General features: G+C 63.7%; 19 protein-coding genes. 9 read left to right on the top strand and 10 right to left on the bottom strand.

Annotated features, from left to right (window positions below; translation table 11 throughout):
* The first annotated feature begins 8 nt into the window (after window positions 1–8).
* The 3 genes from OXH74_RS07355 (at window position 9) to sutA (ending at window position 2,279) form a co-directional block, all read left to right on the top strand.
* Window positions 9–1,325, top strand: coding sequence for an ammonium transporter (locus OXH74_RS07355; protein ID WP_375740670.1), 1,317 nt, complete (start codon window positions 9–11; stop codon window positions 1,323–1,325).
* 131 nt (window positions 1,326–1,456) lie between these two features.
* Window positions 1,457–1,882, top strand: coding sequence for a secondary thiamine-phosphate synthase enzyme YjbQ (locus tag OXH74_RS07350; protein ID WP_375740669.1), 426 nt, complete (start codon window positions 1,457–1,459; stop codon window positions 1,880–1,882).
* Between the two features lie 76 nt (window positions 1,883–1,958).
* Window positions 1,959–2,279 carry a transcriptional regulator SutA gene (sutA, locus tag OXH74_RS07345; RefSeq protein WP_215372231.1) on the top strand — a complete coding sequence of 107 codons (321 nt, stop codon included), beginning with the start codon at window positions 1,959–1,961 and terminating at the stop codon, window positions 2,277–2,279.
* A gap of 221 nt (window positions 2,280–2,500) precedes the next feature.
* Here sutA and OXH74_RS07340 read toward each other — a convergent pair whose 3' ends face one another.
* The 6 genes from OXH74_RS07340 to OXH74_RS07315 are packed head-to-tail and all read right to left on the bottom strand — an operon-like array spanning window position 2,501 to window position 7,078.
* Window positions 2,501–3,205 carry an HAD family hydrolase gene (locus OXH74_RS07340; RefSeq protein ID WP_215372228.1) on the bottom strand — a complete coding sequence of 235 codons (705 nt, stop codon included), beginning with the start codon at window positions 3,203–3,205 and terminating at the stop codon, window positions 2,501–2,503.
* Window positions 3,171–4,100, bottom strand: coding sequence for a tyrosine recombinase XerC (gene xerC / locus OXH74_RS07335; protein ID WP_375740668.1), 930 nt, complete (start codon window positions 4,098–4,100; stop codon window positions 3,171–3,173). Before xerC ends, OXH74_RS07340 begins: the two co-directional genes overlap by 35 nt.
* Window positions 4,101–4,130: 30 nt before the next feature.
* On the bottom strand, window positions 4,131–4,838 hold the full coding sequence (locus OXH74_RS07330) for a DUF484 family protein (RefSeq protein WP_375740667.1): 708 nt from the start codon (window positions 4,836–4,838) through the stop codon (window positions 4,131–4,133).
* On the bottom strand, window positions 4,835–5,665 hold the full coding sequence (dapF, locus tag OXH74_RS07325) for a diaminopimelate epimerase (RefSeq protein ID WP_375740666.1): 831 nt from the start codon (window positions 5,663–5,665) through the stop codon (window positions 4,835–4,837). The genes OXH74_RS07330 and dapF overlap by 4 nt, the downstream gene beginning before the upstream one ends.
* 10 nt (window positions 5,666–5,675) lie before the next feature.
* Entirely contained in the window at window positions 5,676–6,923 is a 1,248-nt protein-coding gene (lysA, locus tag OXH74_RS07320; RefSeq protein WP_375740665.1) for a diaminopimelate decarboxylase, read from the bottom strand.
* 14 nt (window positions 6,924–6,937) lie between these two features.
* Window positions 6,938–7,078 carry a lipoprotein gene (locus OXH74_RS07315; RefSeq protein ID WP_375740664.1) on the bottom strand — a complete coding sequence of 47 codons (141 nt, stop codon included), beginning with the start codon at window positions 7,076–7,078 and terminating at the stop codon, window positions 6,938–6,940.
* Between the two features lie 160 nt (window positions 7,079–7,238).
* On the opposite strand from OXH74_RS07315, the gene OXH74_RS07310 reads away from it, so the two are divergent.
* From OXH74_RS07310 to rnk, 4 genes are all read left to right on the top strand, one after another.
* A complete protein-coding gene (locus tag OXH74_RS07310; protein WP_375741578.1) occupies window positions 7,239–8,282 on the top strand; it encodes an AraC family transcriptional regulator in 1,044 nt (347 codons plus the stop codon).
* A 10-nt stretch (window positions 8,283–8,292) separates the two neighbouring features.
* Window positions 8,293–8,625, top strand: a complete 333-nt coding sequence (gene cyaY, locus OXH74_RS07305) for an iron donor protein CyaY (protein ID WP_375740663.1) — start codon at window positions 8,293–8,295, stop codon at window positions 8,623–8,625.
* Window positions 8,606–8,809: a DUF1289 domain-containing protein gene (locus OXH74_RS07300; RefSeq protein ID WP_215372215.1), complete on the top strand. Its 204-nt coding sequence runs from the start codon at window positions 8,606–8,608 to the stop codon at window positions 8,807–8,809. Before cyaY ends, OXH74_RS07300 begins: the two co-directional genes overlap by 20 nt.
* Window positions 8,810–8,952: 143 nt before the next feature.
* Entirely contained in the window at window positions 8,953–9,360 is a 408-nt protein-coding gene (gene rnk / locus OXH74_RS07295; protein ID WP_215372213.1) for a nucleoside diphosphate kinase regulator, read from the top strand.
* 28 nt (window positions 9,361–9,388) lie between these two features.
* Here the strand turns inward: rnk and OXH74_RS07290 are convergent, their stop codons facing one another.
* From OXH74_RS07290 to argH, 4 genes are all read right to left on the bottom strand, one after another.
* A complete protein-coding gene (locus OXH74_RS07290; RefSeq protein WP_375740662.1) occupies window positions 9,389–12,238 on the bottom strand; it encodes a class I adenylate cyclase in 2,850 nt (949 codons plus the stop codon).
* A 108-nt stretch (window positions 12,239–12,346) separates the two neighbouring features.
* Window positions 12,347–12,589: a TIGR02647 family protein gene (locus tag OXH74_RS07285; RefSeq protein WP_215372209.1), complete on the bottom strand. Its 243-nt coding sequence runs from the start codon at window positions 12,587–12,589 to the stop codon at window positions 12,347–12,349.
* A gap of 139 nt (window positions 12,590–12,728) precedes the next feature.
* Window positions 12,729–13,004 (bottom strand): hypothetical protein, encoded by a 276-nt coding sequence (locus tag OXH74_RS07280; protein WP_375740661.1) that lies wholly within the window; start codon window positions 13,002–13,004, stop codon window positions 12,729–12,731.
* Window positions 13,005–13,064: 60 nt separating this feature from the next.
* Window positions 13,065–14,459 (bottom strand): argininosuccinate lyase, encoded by a 1,395-nt coding sequence (gene argH, locus OXH74_RS07275; RefSeq protein WP_215372204.1) that lies wholly within the window; start codon window positions 14,457–14,459, stop codon window positions 13,065–13,067.
* A 218-nt stretch (window positions 14,460–14,677) separates the two neighbouring features.
* Here argH and OXH74_RS07270 point away from each other — a divergent pair, with 218 nt between their 5' ends.
* Both OXH74_RS07270 and OXH74_RS07265 read left to right on the top strand, forming a co-directional pair.
* The gene (locus OXH74_RS07270) at window positions 14,678–15,760 is read left to right on the top strand and encodes a sensor histidine kinase (RefSeq protein ID WP_375740660.1); all 1,083 of its coding nucleotides are present in this window, start codon (window positions 14,678–14,680) and stop codon (window positions 15,758–15,760) included.
* Window positions 15,757–16,503 (top strand): LytTR family DNA-binding domain-containing protein, encoded by a 747-nt coding sequence (locus OXH74_RS07265; RefSeq protein ID WP_215372200.1) that lies wholly within the window; start codon window positions 15,757–15,759, stop codon window positions 16,501–16,503. Before OXH74_RS07270 ends, OXH74_RS07265 begins: the two co-directional genes overlap by 4 nt.
* Window positions 16,504–16,632: the final 129 nt, after the last annotated feature.

Raw genomic sequence — 16,632 nt, 5'->3', positions numbered from 1 at the left:
AAAACAACATGACTCTGCGTAAGATCGCAGGGCTAGGAGCCCTTTTGTCCCTTGTAACCCCTGGCTTGGCCATGGCTGACGAGGTTGTGCTGAATAGCGGCGACACGGCGTGGATGATCGTTGCCACCGCATTCGTGCTGTTCATGACCATTCCCGGCCTGGCCCTGTTCTACAGCGGCATGGTGCGGTCCAAGAACGTTCTTTCGGTGATGATGCAGTGCTTCGCCATCACCGGCCTGATCAGCATCCTTTGGGTCGTCTACGGCTACAGCCTGACATTCGACACCACTGGCATGGAACAGGGCGTCGTCAACTTCAACTCCTTCATCGGCGGCCTGTCCAAGGCGTTCCTCAGCGGCCTCAACACCAGCAGCCTGGTGTACGCAGTGCCGGAGAGCGTCTTCATCACCTTCCAGATGACCTTCGCCATCATCACCCCGGCGCTGATCGTCGGTGCCTTCGCCGAGCGCATGAAGTTTTCCGCCATGCTGATCTTCATGGCCGTCTGGTTCACCCTCGTCTATGCCCCGATCGCCCACATGGTGTGGAGCGGCAACGGCGGCCTGATGTGGGATTGGGGCGTGCTGGACTTCGCTGGAGGCACCGTGGTGCATATCAACGCCGGCATCGCGGGCCTGGTGGCCTGCCTGGTGCTGGGCAAGCGCAAAGGCTACCCGACTACCCCGATGGCCCCGCACAACCTGGGTTATACCCTGGTCGGCGCCGCCATGCTGTGGATTGGCTGGTTCGGTTTCAACGCCGGTTCTGCCGTAGCCGCCAACGGCACCGCAGGCATGGCCATGCTGGTCACCCAGATCGCCACAGCTGCTGCTGCCCTGGGCTGGATGTTCGCCGAGTGGCTGACCCACGGTAAGCCGAGCGCGCTGGGCATCGCTTCCGGTGTGGTCGCCGGTCTGGTCGCCATCACCCCGGCTGCTGGCACTGCCGGCCCGATGGGGGCACTGATCATCGGCCTGGTGGCTGGCGTGGTCTGCTACTTCTGCGCCACCAGCCTGAAGCGCAAGCTGGGCTATGACGACTCCCTGGACGCCTTCGGCGTACACGGTATCGGTGGCATCGTCGGTGCCCTGCTGACCGGCGTATTCGCGGCCCCGGCCCTCGGCGGCTTCGGTACCGTGGAAGACATCGGCGCGCAACTCTTCACCCAGTTAAAGGGTGTGGCCTTCACTGTGGCCTACACCGCTATCGTCACTTACGTGATCCTCAAGGTTCTGGATGTGGTCATTGGCCTGCGGGTCAATGAAGAGGCAGAGTCCGTCGGTCTCGACCTCGCCGAGCACAACGAGCGCGGCTACAACCTCTGATTTACCGTCTCTGCCGGCGCTTGCCGGTGGGGGAGGCCGCAACCAAGCCAAGGGGCGCCGAAAGGCGCCCTTTGCTTTTTCACACGCCGCGCTAGAATGCCCGCCGGACGAGCCGAGACAGGCATTTGCGAATGTGGCAGCAGACCCTGATTACCTTGCGCCCGAGATCGCGTGGCTTCCATCTGGTCACTGACGAACTCCTCGAAGCGTTACCGGAACTGCGGCGCTGCCGCGTGGGTCTGTTGCACCTGTGGCTCCAGCACACCTCGGCTTCATTGACCGTCAATGAAAATGCGGACCCTGCTGTGCGGCGAGATTTCGAGCGTTTCTTCAATCGCCTGGTACCACAGGGCGAAAGCGGCTATGAACATGACTATGAAGGTCCGGATGATCTGCCGGCACACTTCAAGGGCAGCCTGCTGGGTTGCCAACTGAGTCTGCCGGTACAGGATGGACAGCTGGCGATGGGGACATGGCAGGGAGTCTACCTGGGCGAGCATCGCGACCAGGGCGGTCCGCGACGGGTGTTGGCGACCCTCCACGGCGAGGCGAATTGATTTTTTTTCAGCGGCGTTAGAAAGCTGGCGCAGCTGGGCTATAACTAACCTGCTTTGGCAAGGCATGAGGTAGAACATGAGCGACGAAGAACTGGAACAAGACGAGCTGGAAGCGGCCGACGAGGACGACGGCGAGGAGCTGGCTGCTGCTGAAGACGGTGACAGCGACGACGATGGCGAGGTTGCTGCCCCTTCCTCCGGGAAGGGCAAGGCCAAGGCTGCAGTCGAAGTCGAAGAGTTGCCCAGTATCGAAGCCAAGCAGAAAGAGCGTGATGCGCTGGCCAGGGCGATGGAAGAATTCCTCGCGCGTGGCGGCAAGGTGCAGGAAGTCGAACCCAATGTGGTCGCCGACCCACCCAAGAAGCCGGACAGCAAGTACGGCAGCCGCCCGATCTGAGGCCGCCCCGTCGAAAAAGCCCGCCCTCCGGCGGGCTTTTTCATGGGTGAGCGGAGTCATTCGCGAAGCAGACTGCAGGCTCCCCATGGCGGGCTGGGAAGGAGTCCAGCCTCTCTCACCTTTCGCCCTCTGCGGGAGGGAGAGGGGACCGCTCTGTGCTCCGGCAATTCGTTTCCTTGTGGGGGCGAATGCATTCTCCATGCATCCCGCAGCGCTTGCGTTCAGTGCCAGCGTGCCCAGCGCGCCAGGACGCTTGGTAGTTCGGCGAGGCTGTTGATCTCTGCATCCGGTAGACGATCGCCGGTCCAGATCTTTCCCTCGGGGTTGAACCAGATGGCGCGCAGGCCGGCACCGCGGGCGCCCTCGATATCGTCGGCGGGATGGTCGCCGATATGCACCGCTTCCGCCGCGCCGACCCCTGCGCGGCGCACCGCCTCAAGGAAGGGCGTGGGGTCGGGTTTGCCAATGCCGAGCTCTTCGGCGCAAAGGGCGAACTGGAAGTAATCGGCCAGCCCCAGGCGGCGTACATCGGCATTGCCATTAGTGATGACGCCCAGGGCGTATTGGTTGGCCAGGCGCTCGAGGGTTGGCACGGTGTCGGGGTAGAAGGTGATGCGGTGGCGGGCGTGCAGCATCGCCTGGAAGGCGCCCTCGGCCAGGTCCAGCGCCTCGTCGGCGGGGTAGCCGACACCTTCCAGGGCGCGACGCAAGGTGCGCCGACGCAGCTCGCTGAGGCGGTGCCTGAGCGTGGGCTCGGCGGCCAGCACTTCGGCGCGAATGCCCCACAGGTGTTCCACAGGCAAGGCGCCCAAGGCCGGTGTGTGTTCCAGCAGCCAGTCGCGCATGGCTGTTTCGGCACCCTCGATGACCGGGCGGTTATCCCAGAGGGTGTCATCCAGGTCGAAGGTGATCAGCCGGATGCTCATTCGTCAGCTCCCCCCGCCGCTTGGCCCTGGGATGGGCCTGGTCATAGACCGCGGCGAGGTGTTGGAAATCGAGGTGGGTGTAGATCTGCGTGGTGGAGATGTCCGCATGACCGAGCAGCTCCTGGACCGCGCGCAGGTCCTGGGAGGACTCCAGCATATGGCTGGCGAAGGAATGGCGCAGCATGTGCGGGTGCAAATGCTGGCCCAGTTCACGCACGCCGGCCTCGCGAACGCGCAGCTGCACCGCGCGTGGAGATAAGCGTCGGCCCTGCTGGCTGACGAACACGGCCTGGTCCGCGGGGCGCGCGGACGCGCGGATCGGCAACCAGGTTTCCAGCGCCTCACAGGCCTTTCGTCCGACCGGTAGCTCACGAACCTTGTTGCCTTTACCGTGCACCCGTACCAGCCCTGCGGCGAGGTCCAGACCTTCCAGGTCGAGGCCCACCAGTTCGGACAGACGCAGGCCGGAGGAGTAGAAAAGCTCGAGCATGGCCTGGTCGCGGTGGGCGATGAAATCGTCCTCCACGGCCCCTTCCAGCAGTTGTAGGGTGCGATCGGCATCCAGTGCCTTGGGCAGGCGGCGCGCGCCCTTTGGTGCAGCGATCCCGGCGGCGGGGTCGTGGCGGCAGCGGCCTTCGCGCATCAGGTAGCGGTAGAGACCACGGACCGCCGAGAGCAAGCGGGACAGGCTGCGGCTCGATTGCCCGTCCAGATGCAGGCGTGCGATGAAGCTGCGCAGGTTGCGCCCGTCCAGTGCCGCCCACTCGACAACGCCGGCCTTCTCGCTGAGCACCAGAACCTTCAGCAGGTCACGCTGGTAGCCGTCCAGGGTATGTGCCGAGACCTGGCGTTCGTTGCGCAGGTGGTGGAGGTAGGCATCCAGGTCGGCTTGCATGGGACTTCCTTGGGATGCGCGAGCCTCTGCTTATCTGACCGAGCGCAGGGGCATCGCGAAGCGCGGCAGGACCCGGGCCAGGACTTCGGCGATGTAACCGAGGAACAGGGTGCCCAGGGAACTCTTGTAGTGTTGCGGATCCGGGCTGCCAATTGCCAGCACCCCGTGCATGCCCTGATGAGCGAGTGTGACCACGGCGGCGGAACCGACCTGACCGTGTTCATCGGCACCGAACAGAAACTCCAGCTCGTGGGTGCGCAGCACGCCGCAAATGGTCTTGCCGCCGGTGAGCAGGCCGCCGATGCTCTGGTGGGCTTCGGCGGTGCTGACCCAGCGGCCTACCGGCAGGGCTGATTCGCTGAACAGGATCAGGCTGACAAAGGGCACTTGGAACTCATGGCGCAGGCTGTCCTGCACGGCGCCGACCACTTCTTCGAGGCTACCGGCGTCGAGCAGATCGAGCACCAGGCGGCGGGTCTTGTCGAAGAGGCGATCGTTCTCGCGAGCGACATCCATCAACTGCGAGAGGCGATGACGCATCTCGATGTTACGGTCGCGCAGCAGCTTGACCTGCCGCTCTACCAGCGATACAGCATCACCAGCTTGGTGCGGGATGCTCAGCTCGGGAATCAGCTCTTCGTGATGGACAAAGAACTCCGGGTGGTGGCGCAGGTACGCTGCCACCACTTCGGAATCAAGGTGATGCGGCTGTTCCTGTTCCTGGTGCTGATCGGTCATAGACGTACTTGTCCTTCATACACGCGGACGGCGGGTCCAGTCATCATAACGGGGTGGCCAGGGCCTGCCCATTCGATGCACAACCGCCCGCCCGGCAGTTCCAGTTGCAGGGGGGAATCCATCCAGCCTTGGCGAATCGCGGCCACGGCAGCGGCGCAGGCACCGGTGCCGCAGGCCTGGGTTTCCCCGGCACCGCGTTCCCAGACACGCAGCTTGGCGAATTTGCGGTCGACGATTTGCAGGAAACCGACATTCACCCGCTGCGGAAAGCGCGAGTGGTGTTCCAACTTCGGTCCCAGGCTGTGCACCGGGGCCCTGGCGACGTCATCAACGCGCAGCACAGCATGGGGGTTGCCCATGGACACGGCCGCCAGTTCGACCATCTGGTCATCGACCTCGACCGGGTAGCTCAAGGCTTCGCCGTCGGCGATGAAGGGGATCTGCTGCGGCACCAGGCGGGGCGGACCCATGTCCACGGTCACCTGGCCATCGGGGCGAACGTCCAGTTCGATGATCCCACCCTTGGTTTCCACGCGGATGCGCTTCTTCACCGTCAGGCGCTTGTCGAGGACGAAGCGGGCGAAACAGCGGGCACCGTTGCCACACTGTTCGACCTCTGAACCGTCGGAGTTGAAGATGCGGTAGCGGAAATCGACATCCGGATTGGTCGGTGCCTCGACGATCAACAGCTGGTCGAAGCCGATGCCGGTGTGGCGGTCGCCCCACTGCTTGGCGTGCTTGGGCTGGATATGGGCGTGCTGGCTGACCAGGTCGAGGACCATGAAGTCGTTGCCGAGGCCGTGCATCTTGGTGAAGCGCAATAGCATGGATGCGCCCTCACTGCGGCAGCAGGCTTTCGCCGGCGTAAAGGTCTTCGATCGTTTCGCGGCGACGGACCTCGAAGGCCTGTTCTCCATCCACCAGCACTTCGGCTGCTCGGCCGCGGCTGTTGTAGTTGGAACTCATCACAAAACCATAAGCGCCAGCGGACCGGACCGCCAGCAGGTCGCCCTCGGCCAGCACCAGATTGCGCTCGCGGGCGAGGAAGTCGCCGGTTTCGCAGATCGGGCCGACCAGGTCGTAGATACGTTCATCACCGGCATGCGGTTGCACCGGCACCACGTCCATCCAAGCGTCGTAGAGCGCCGGGCGGATCAGGTCGTTCATGGCCGCGTCGATCACGGCGAAGTCCTTGTGTTCAGTGTGCTTGAGGTATTCCACCTGAGTCAGCAACACGCCAGCATTGGCGACGATGGAGCGACCGGGTTCGAGCAGCAGGGTCAGGTTGCGGCCGCCCAGGCGCTGGCGCACGGCGCGGATGTAGTCTTCTGGCTGCGGCGGTTGCTCGTCGCGGTAGCGCACGCCCAGGCCACCACCGAGGTCGAGGTGACGCACTGGGATACCGCGTTCGGCCAAACGGTCGATCAGCGCCAGGAGGCGGTCGAGGGCGTCGAGGAAAGGGGCCAGGCTGGTGAGCTGGGAGCCGATATGGCAATCGACGCCAATCACGTCCAGGTTCGGCAAAGTCGCGGCGTGGGCATACACGGCTTCCGCTTCGTCGACGGCGATGCCGAACTTGTTTTCCTTCAGACCGGTGGCTATGTACGGGTGGGTGCCGGCGTCGACGTCCGGATTGACCCGCAGCGAAACCGGGGCTTTCACCTCCATGGCCGCGGCCACGTTCTGCAGGCGGTCCAGTTCGTTGCGCGATTCGACGTTGAAGCAATGCACGCCGGCCTCCAGGGCGCGGCGCATGTCGTCACGGCTCTTGCCGACACCGGAGAAAACGATTCGCTCAGCCTTACCGCCGGCAGCGAGGACGCGCTCGAGTTCGCCGCTGGAAACGATATCGAAGCCGGCGCCCAGACGGGCCAGCACATTCAGCACGCCCAGGTTGGAGTTGGCCTTGACCGCGTAGCAGACCAGATGCGGCATACCGGCCAGCGCGTCGGCATAGGCCCGGTAACGGGCCTCGATCTGAGCACGCGAGTAGACATAAGTCGGCGTGCCGAAACGGGCAGCGATATCGGACAGCGCTACGCCTTCCGCGAACAGCTCGCCGTCGCGGTAAGTGAAAGCGTCCATGGTGGCTCCCCCGGTTAGCGGATATACACGTCTTTCTGGTGTTCTTTCGCTGCTTTTTCGTCATCCGGCAGGTAAAGCGGGCCTTTCTGGCCACAGCCGGCTAGCAGACAGACAACGGCGAGCAGGGCGACGAAGGGTGCGTGCAGTCGCTTCATGACGGAATCCTTGCAGAAAACGTGAATTGTTTCGGAGTATACCGACCCCCCGACGCCTTGCCTATGCGCCGAAGCTCCCGCCGGACGTGGCTTGTGGGCATGTGTGGCTGGTCAGTCGGAGGCCTTGGTCGTAGCATTGTCAGCCATGAGTGGAATGCCCCTGGACACAGCCGCGACCCTTGCCGGCTCGGTGTCGGTCGCCTACCTGCATGGCCTGCTGGACCATATGGACCAGCGCGGTTTCTCGTCCGCTGAAATGCTGGCGTACGTGCAACTGGCCCCGACTGTTCTTGCCCAGCGCGACCAGCGCATTGCCGCCAGCGCGTACCTGGAGTTGCTGGCGCGGGCAGTGTGCCTGTCCGGTGACGAGAACCTTGGCCTGCATCTGGGCGAGGCGGTCCGCCCCGGCACCTACGGTGTGCTCGGCTACCTGCTGATGAGCTGCGCGACTCTGGCCGATGCCCTGCACCGCCAAGCGCGTTATGCAGCGCTGGTTGGTGACCTGGGGCGGGTGGACTTGGCCGACGAGCCGCCACGTCCCGGCCTGGAGTTGCAGGTGGCGCTCAGCTGGCAATCCCTGCTGCCCCAGCAGCGGCGCCAATTGGCGGAGGAGGCGCTGGCCGGCTGGGTGACCTTCGGTCGCTGGATCACCGGCCTGGATATCCCACCCACCGAAGTGCGCTTCCAGCACGCTGCGCCGGCAGACACCTCCGAGTACGCACGAATCTTTCGCTGCCCGGCGCTCTTCGGCCAGTCGGATAACGCCCTGGTTTTCCCCAAGCGGCTGCTGGCAACGCCTCTGGGGCAGGCCGACGCTCAGGTCAGACGGATGCTTGACGGCTATGCCGAAGGCCTGCTGGCGCAACTCCGCCAGGGCGCTCACGTACTCGACCGTGCTCGTGAGCTGTTGGCCGGCCAGCTGTCCGGTCCTGGCACGGGCCTTGAGCGCCTAGCCGAGGCGCTGGAGCTGAGTCCGCGCACGTTGCAGCGCCGTTTGCGTGAGGCCGGGTTATCCTTCAGCCAGTTGGTGGACGAGACGCGCCAGCAACTGGTCCTGCACTATCTGCCTGACCCGGCCCTGGAACTGGCAGACATTGCCTTGCTGGTCGGCTTCAGTGAGCCAAGCTCGCTGGCCAGGGCCTTCCGGCGCTGGACCGGACAGAGCCTGGGCGAGTACCGTCGCCCGATTCCCCCTTTATCCTGAGGTAGCCCCGATGAGTTTGAGCGAAGCCCGTTTCCATGACCTGGTCGATGCCGTCCAGCAGAGCGTGGAAGACGTGTTCGATGATAGCGACCTGGACCTTGACCTGGAGAACAGCGGTGGCGTGCTGACCGTACGCTTCGAGAACGGCACCCAGCTGATCCTCAGTCGCCAGGCCCCCCTGCGCCAGCTCTGGGTGGCGGCCCGTTCGGGCGGCTTCCACTTCGATTACGACGAGGCAAGCGGCCTGTGGATCTGCGACAGCAGCGAAGAGCCCCTGGGCGAACTGCTGAGCCGCGTAACCAGCGAGCAGGCAGGTGAGTCGCTTGAGTTCGACGAACTCTGAACCGGTCACCCCGGGCCGCCATCCGTCGCCCTGTGTCCGACGCTGCTGCCTGAATGACGCTGACGTCTGTGTGGGGTGTGGTCGCACGTTGGCCGAAATTTGCGAGTGGGGCCAGGCCAGCGAACAGCGGCGCCGAGAAATCTGCGGAGCTGCGCAGCAACGGTTGCATCCGTCCGTCAGCTGACCCGCCGGTATTGCCAACTGCCTTCCCCCTGACGTAGTGTCGGGTCATCGAGGGCCAAGCCCTCGTACGACAATTTCTGAAACCCCGCCTTCGGGCGGGGTTTCGCTTTTTTCGAGTCACGTGCAAGGAGTTCCGCGTTCATCATGAACAGCCAGCCCGCCATCACCATTACCCGTCTCGACTTGCAGCGTCTTGAACGTCTGCTCGATAGCCTGGAGGACTACGGCCCCGGTGCCGAGGCGCTGGAGCGGGAGTTGGCGCGCGCCCAGGTGGTTGGCCTCGATGAGGTGCCGCCGGGCGTGGTGACGATGAACTCGCGTGTACATTGCCGCGAAGAAGGCAGTGGCAAGGACTATCACTTGACGCTGGTCTACCCGGAAAATGCGGGTGGAGAAGGCAAGGTCTCCATCCTGGCACCTGTTGGCAGTGCCTTGCTCGGGCTCTCCGTCGGGCAGCATATCGACTGGCCGGTTCCGGGTGGCAAGACCCTCAAGCTGACTCTCCTGGCTGTCGAATACCAGCCTGAAGCAGCTGGTGAATACAGCCGCTGACTCCCTTGGCTGGGCGCCGTTGCGGCGCTCAGCCGTCCTGTAGTGCCTGGTTCAACCGCTCCTCAAGGCTGGTTTTGTAACGCAGATAATGGACAGTCTGCGCCTGGCCCGTGGGCAGCACCCTCGACAGGTCGAGGTCGGTTATGTAGCACGGGTAGCGTTGCGCTCCGCTGCGCTGGGTCAGGATGTGACGGGCGACCGCGGCGTACAGGCCCGCTCCATATTCCAATTCGGAAAACTCCCGGTGGTTGCAGTAAAGGGTGACATGCACCTTGTCCTGTGCCGCCGGCTCGACGATCACCTGCACGTCGTAATAGGGGTGACTGACCGCCGCGGCCGGCGGGCTGCGGCGCTCCAGATGGCGGTCGCGCTTGGGCGTTGGCGTCACCACCTCGTAGTAGGTGATCTCCAGAGGGGTTGCGGGTTGCTGGCCTTCCAGCGGGAGCATGGCGTTGCGCCGGTAGAGCAGGGACTGCAGGAACCGCTGCAGCGGTGCCAGCAGTGACTGCTCGTCGTGGAACGGCAGGATTTGGCACCACAGTGCATTGTGCTCGTCGAGCACACTGAGCTTGGCCCGGTTGTCGTTCACCTGGTAGAAGACGTGGATGCAGTCGGGCCTGCCAAGTGGCAGGATCAGCGCCAAGTCCCTGTCCGCCAGGGCGTGCCGGTCCAGTTGCAACGGGCTGTAGCTCGGTTGATCGCGGCCAAGGTGCTCTACAAGCGCATGCAGGTCCGTGAGGCTGGCATGGCTGACCTGGCCGCGCTCCAGGCGCAGGACATGAAAGTGTTGCTGAACCTGCAGCAGATAGCGGGTCGAGCCGCTGTCTTCCAGCAATGCCTGGGCCTCGCCGAAGAGCTCCTCGACGCGTGAGACAATGGTCTGGGCGCGATTGCGGCAGAAGCAACGGATTCGCAATCGCGGCTTTGGGCCTGTGGCGGGGAGTGCGTTGAGGTAGTCGCGCAGGCAGTCGAGGAGTGCGTCTGGGCCGTCGTAGCGACTCACCAGCAGCTCGTTCCAGCTGTTCAAGGTGACCTGGTCGAGGGTCAGCACCAGATTGTCGCGGGCACCGGAATAGCTCAGGGCGTCGGTTCGGCCGCTGGTCAGGTGGATGTTCTTCAAGCTGTGCTGTTTCAGTGGGTCGACCCCGACATTGATCAATAACAGCACTTCAACGGGTGCGCTGGCGCAGAGCAGGGCGCTTTCTTCGATCGGTGGCAAGGGCAGGGGAAAGGCTTGTTGCAGACTGGCCAGCAGGTTGCTCAGCTCATGCTCGCCGAGGTCGCTGTCGCCAGGGTGCAGTGACATGCCTGTACCGGCATCGATCACTCCGTTGCGATGGCACCAGGCAAGCAGGCTGGCCAGGTCACGGGAGCGTTTCAGCGGGGCGAAGTCCTGCCATTCCAGCCCATTCAGGCTGCCGGCAAACAGGGCCCAGAGGCTTTCACTGGCACCTCCAGGACTGGGGCGCTGCACCAGGGTGAGGGCGTCCTCGGCGATGTCGGGGGCGATACCGGGGTTGATGACTTCGATCTTGCCAGCCTTGCGCTCGAAGGCGGCATACAGACGGCGGCCCAGTACGCCAAGGTCGCGGTTGCTGAGGGTGCCGCTGAACTGTCCGCTACGTGCGAACTGGGAAAGGAAGCGATAACTGTGGGTCAGCTCGTTGACCAGGGCGCGACGCTCTGCCAGCACCTGGCGGACTTTCCACTGGCTGCGGCTGTCGAGCACCGCCAGCTGGCGGGCCTCCCATTTCCAGTCGGCGGTTAGGCGTTCCAGCAACAGCCACTGCCAGCTTTTGCGGCGATTGTGCGGTGGTCGGCTGAGCTTCTTGTCGACCTTGAGGTAGAGGCAGCGGCGAATCAGTTCAAGGCGTTCGCGTTCCCCTCGGCCCAGCAGGTATTCCTCTAGCCGTCGGTACACGGCGATGTAGGGGTCCAGATCGTCAAGGTCGAGGCGGTTGGCGTAAATCGCTTCCTTGAAGCGCAGCGACAGGCACGCCACCCGGGGATGTTCACTCGCATAGACCTCGGTCAGCAGGAGCTTGAGCACCGACTTGTGCGGTGACTCGATGCCCTTGTACAGCTGCCACATGCTGGCGCCGATGAACTCGCCCGGCGGGATCCGCGCCAGGTGCCCGAGGTCCAGCACTTCGTCGGCACGAATGAAACGCTTGGACAGCAAGGTCTCCACGTACTGCTCGTAGCGGGGCTCTTCGTAGGTCGGCACCAGCCACCAGAGCGGCGTGCGTCCACCGAGCCAGATGGCGGTACGGTAGAACTCGTCGAGCAGCAGGTAGTGCTGGGTCGTGCCGCAGTCATCGGACGTCAGGCGTGTCTCACGCTCGCCGAGAGCGAAGCGTGCCGGGTCGACCAGGAAGCAGTGAGCCTCGGCGCCCTGGCTCGTGGCCCAGGCTTCCAGCAGTGTGCATTTGCGTTGCAGCTCTGCGAGGGATTGGGCGTCCAGATCCGGCGCGTGGCACACCCAGATATCCATATCGCTCTGTTCAGCTTGGGCAAACGTACCCAGGCTGCCCATCAGGAACAGGCCGTAAATTGGTTGAGGGCTTGAACCTCGGCGTGGCTTGTAGACGAAAGAGCGGGTCAGCCGCTGGGCCTCGGCGAGCAGTTCGTTATCCGGTTCGTAGCCCGAGAGCCCTGCTGGCGTGCTGCCTGACACGTAGCCTGGCAGTAGCGGGTGGTTGACGTGGAACAGCAGTGGCAATAGCTTGAGTGCCTGTTGCTGGCGCGTCGACAGTCCCTGCACCGCACGTTCCAGCCGGCCGCTGTTGACTTTGAGAAAGCGGGCGCGAAGCTGCGCCAGGACCTTGCGGTCGATGCCCTCGTCGATGTCCGGGTGGATTTCCTGGGTACGCCTCATGCTCACTTCATGCCCCGATGCCAGTGGCCTGCCAGGCAGCGGTCACTGGCAGCAGGCCATGGCACTGTATCGCCCGGTATGCCGCCAACTTGAGCGGCGTAGGTGGGGTCAGGCGGGGGTGGGCAGGAGGATGGTGCGCAATGCCTGGACGTGCTCGGCGGCATCCAGGCCGAGGCTGGTGAGGTAGCCACCGTCGGCCTGGGTGATCAGGCCCTTCTGGAACAGCCGCGTCACTGCGGCCTGAACGCGGGGGTTGGCGCTGTTGTGCACTTTGATGCCTTCCTGGGTGTTGTCCAGGTTGAACAGGGCCAGCAGTTCGAACTCGGCAATCAGCTCGGGGGTGAAGACCATGGTCGCTCCTTGTTCTTGTCATTAGGCGCGGGCCAGGCAAATACCGGCCAGCGTCTGTGCAGTTTAGGCTCTGTACGAAAAGTCCCGTCGCTCGACGACTTTTCCTATAGCGCCTTGGCGAGGTCCGGTTACCCGGGCGTCAGGCCTGATCCTCCGGCAGTTCGGGTAGCGCGCGCAAGGCCTGTTCGTACCAGGCTGTGTCGAAGGCACGGTCGGCACGCAGCATGGCGTCGATTTCATGGGCCAGCACCAGGGCCATCAACTGGAGGATTTCCTCACGCTCGTAACCCACCAGGGTGAGCTTATTGAAGGTTGCCCGAGCTGCGGGCGGGTCGTCGGCTTCGATCTGGTTTTCGATGGCTTGGGTCAGGGTCGCTTCGGCGAAGGCTTCTTCACCATCATCTAGTTCGCTCATGGTGTCTTCCTGCATAGGGGCATCGTGCGGCTGCCCGGTCGGGGCCGCACGGTGGGGGGGTCAGCGGGTCGCGAGCAATTCCCGGCCACGTTGCACAGCCGCCCGGACCTGGTTCGGCGCGGTGCCGCCAATGTGGTCGCGGGCATTTACCGAGCCTTCCAGGGTCAGTACGGCGAAGACGTCGTCGGTGATCTGGTCGCTGAACTGGCGCAGTTCATCGAGGCTCATTTCGGCAAGGTCCTTGCCGCTGTCGACGCCGTACTTCACCGCATGGCCGACGATCTCGTGGCAGTCGCGGAAGGGCAGGCCCTTGCGTACCAGGTAGTCAGCGAGGTCGGTGGCCGTGGAGAAACCTCGGCGTGCCGCTTCGCGCATGATTTCGCGCTTGGGCTTGATCGCCGGGACCATGTCGGCGAAGGCCCGCAGCGAGTCACGCAGCGTGTCCGCGGCGTCGAACAGCGGTTCCTTGTCTTCCTGGTTGTCCTTGTTGTAGGCCAGTGGCTGGCCCTTCATCAGGGTCAGCAGGCCGGTCAGCGCGCCAAACACCCGGCCGGACTTGCCGCGAACCAGTTCAGGGACGTCGGGGTTTTTCTTCTGCGGCATGATCGAGGAGCCGGTGCAGAAGCGGTCAGGCAGGTCGATGAACTGGAACTGGGCGCTGGTCCAGAGCACCAGCTCTTCGGAGAAGCGCGACAGGTGCATCATTGCCAGCGAGGCGGCAGCGCAGAATTCGATGGCGAAGTCGCGGTCGGATACGCCATCCAGGGAGTTGCCGGAGATCGCCTCGAATCCCAGCAGCTTGCAGGTGATTTCCCGCTGGATCGGGTAGGTGGTGCCGGCAAGGGCGGCGCTGCCCAGCGGCATGCGGTTGACGCGTTTGCGGCAGTCGACCAGGCGCTCGTGGTCGCGGCTGAGCATCTCGAACCAGGCCAGCAGGTGGTGGCCGAAGGTCACCGGTTGCGCGGTCTGCAAGTGGGTGAAGCCGGGCATGATGGTGTCCGCCTCGCGCTCCGCCAGCTCCAGCAGGCCCTGCTGCAGGCGGCTGACCTCGGCCAGGATGGTGTCGATTTCATCGCGCAGCCAGAGGCGGATGTCGGTGGCGACCTGGTCGTTGCGGCTGCGGCCGGTGTGCAGTTTCTTGCCGGTCACGCCGATGCGATCGGTCAGGCGTGCCTCGATGTTCATGTGCACGTCTTCCAGGTCGACGCGCCAGTCGAAATTTCCGGCTTCGATCTCGTTCTGGATCTGCTTCAGGCCGTCGATGATGGCGTCGCGCTCGGCATCGCTCAACACGCCGACTTGTGCCAGCATCGTGGCATGGGCGATGGAGCCCATGATGTCATGGCGGTAGAGGCGCTTGTCGAAGTCGACGGACGCGGTGAAGCGGGCAACGAAGGCGTCGACTGGCTCGCTGAAACGGCCGCCCCAGGACTGGTTGGTCTTTTCGGTGCTCATGGGTTCACTCGATGCAGAAGGTGAAAGAAAGCCACTGGGCTGGAAAATACCGTCGATAATAACAGTGTTGCCGGTAAAACCGGCGCGCGTGGTCCGGTTGCGGTTCGGCGTGGCGCTACCGTGAAGCCATGACGCTGCGGTGGGTTTGCTGTTTCAGAACAGTTTTTTGCCCGACGGCCGAGGCTAGTCGTTCGCCGGGCCATGGGGATGTAGCCAGGATGCCGAAGCGTCAGAACAACAGCACGCGCTCCAGAACCGCCGCCGACGATTTCTTCTTGCCGGAGTTGTGCCTGCCCGAGGCCCTGCTTGGTCTGGTGCTGCTGGCCGAGTTGCTGGTGCTGGTGCTGGTGCTGGCCGAACCGATGTTGCCGAACTTCAACTGGGTTCGCCTGGCGCTGACCTCGTTGTTCGTGCAGTGGATCGTGCTGCTTTCGGCGGCAATGTTGTGCCAATTGCGGCCGGTGTTGGCGCGCATGCGCGCATCACTGGCCGGCGGCCTGTGTTGCGCCTTGGTGGTCACGCTAACCCTGGCGGGCACCGGGCTGGCTGACTATTTCGATCTCGGTGGACCATTGCCGCGTAGCGGCGAGGTCAATCTCTACCTGCGTCATGGGCTGATCAGCCTGATCATGTCTGCCTTGTTGCTGCGTTACTTCTACCTGCAAAGCCAGTGGCGCAAGCAGCAGCAGGCCGAATTGCGGGCGCGTATCGAGTCGCTGCAGGCGCGCATCCGACCACACTTCCTGTTCAACAGTCTGAACAGCATCGCCAGTCTGGTGGTGATCGATCCGGACAAGGCCGAGCAAGCGGTCCTCGACCTTTCCGACATCTTCCGGGCCAGCCTGGCCAAGCCAGGCACGCTGGTGGACTGGGGCGAGGAACTGGAACTCGCCAAGCGATATCTGTCGATTGAGCAATACCGTCTCGGAGACCGGCTACAGTTGGAGTGGCAGGTGGATGAAGTGCCAGAGGATCTGCCCATTCCTCAACTGACGTTGCAGCCCTTGCTGGAGAATGCCCTGATCCATGGCATCCAGCCACGCATCGAAGGTGGGTTGGTACGAATCGAGGCGAGTTACCGGGAGGGCATGTTCAGTCTTTGCGTAAGCAACCCTTATGACGAAGACCCGGAGCAGTCTCCCAAGCGCGGCACCCAGCAGGCTTTGCGCAATATTGACGCCCGCTTGACGGCACTTTTCGGGCCGAGGGCAAGTCTCAGCGTGGAGCGCCGTGACGGCCGCCACTTCACCTGTCTACGCTATCCTTGTGCGAGACTCACGCAGGAAGCCCGAGCAATATGAATGTCCTGATCGTCGATGACGAACCACTTGCCCGTGAGCGCCTCAGCCGCCTGGTCGGCGAGCTCGATGGTTACCGGGTACTGGAGCCTTCCGCCAGCAATGGCGAGGAGGCACTTACACTGATCGACAGCCTGAAGCCGGATGTCGTGTTGCTCGACATTCGAATGCCTGGCCTAGATGGCCTGCAAGTGGCTGCCAAGCTTTGCGAGCGCGAGGCACCGCCTGCGGTGATCTTCTGTACAGCGCACGACGAGTTCGCCGTCGAGGCCTTCCAGGTGAGCGCTGTGGGCTACCTGGTCAAGCCGGTGCGCTCCGAGTCGCTGGCCGAGGCCCTGAAGAAAGCCGAGAGGCCCAACCGTGTCCAACTTGCTGCGCTGACCCGTCCGGCTGCGGTCAGTGGGAGTGGCCCCCGAAGCCACATCAGCGCGCGGACCCGGAAAGGCATCGAGCTGATCCCGCTGGACCAGGTTGTCTACTTCATCGCCGACCACAAGTACGTGACTTTGCGTCATGAGCACGGCGAGGTGCTGCTGGACGAACCTTTGAAAGCGCTGGAGGATGAATTCGGGGATCGATTCGTGCGGATCCACCGCAACGCACTGGTGGCCCGTGAGCGCATCGAGCGCTTGCAGCGCACGGCGCTGGGGCACTTTCAGCTGTTCCTGAAGGGGCTGGGTGGCGATGCCCTGACCGTGAGTCGGCGCCACGTGGCCGGGGTACGCAAGTTGATGAACCATCTCTGAACGGTGGCTGTGGATCTCGGGCGTTCGGCATCCCGGTACTCTCCGGACGGGCCGTAGCGCCGCCGGCAACTGTCCATTTGCGACCCATAACTGCGCGATTTCGACCTGCCCGATTGATCCACTCGGGCA

This window comes from Metapseudomonas boanensis (assembly GCF_042232855.1).
In the GTDB taxonomy this organism is placed as follows: domain Bacteria; phylum Pseudomonadota; class Gammaproteobacteria; order Pseudomonadales; family Pseudomonadaceae; genus Metapseudomonas; species Metapseudomonas boanensis.
The sequence above is the reverse complement of the archived record's forward strand: the minus strand, read 5'-3'. Positions and strand labels throughout refer to the sequence as shown.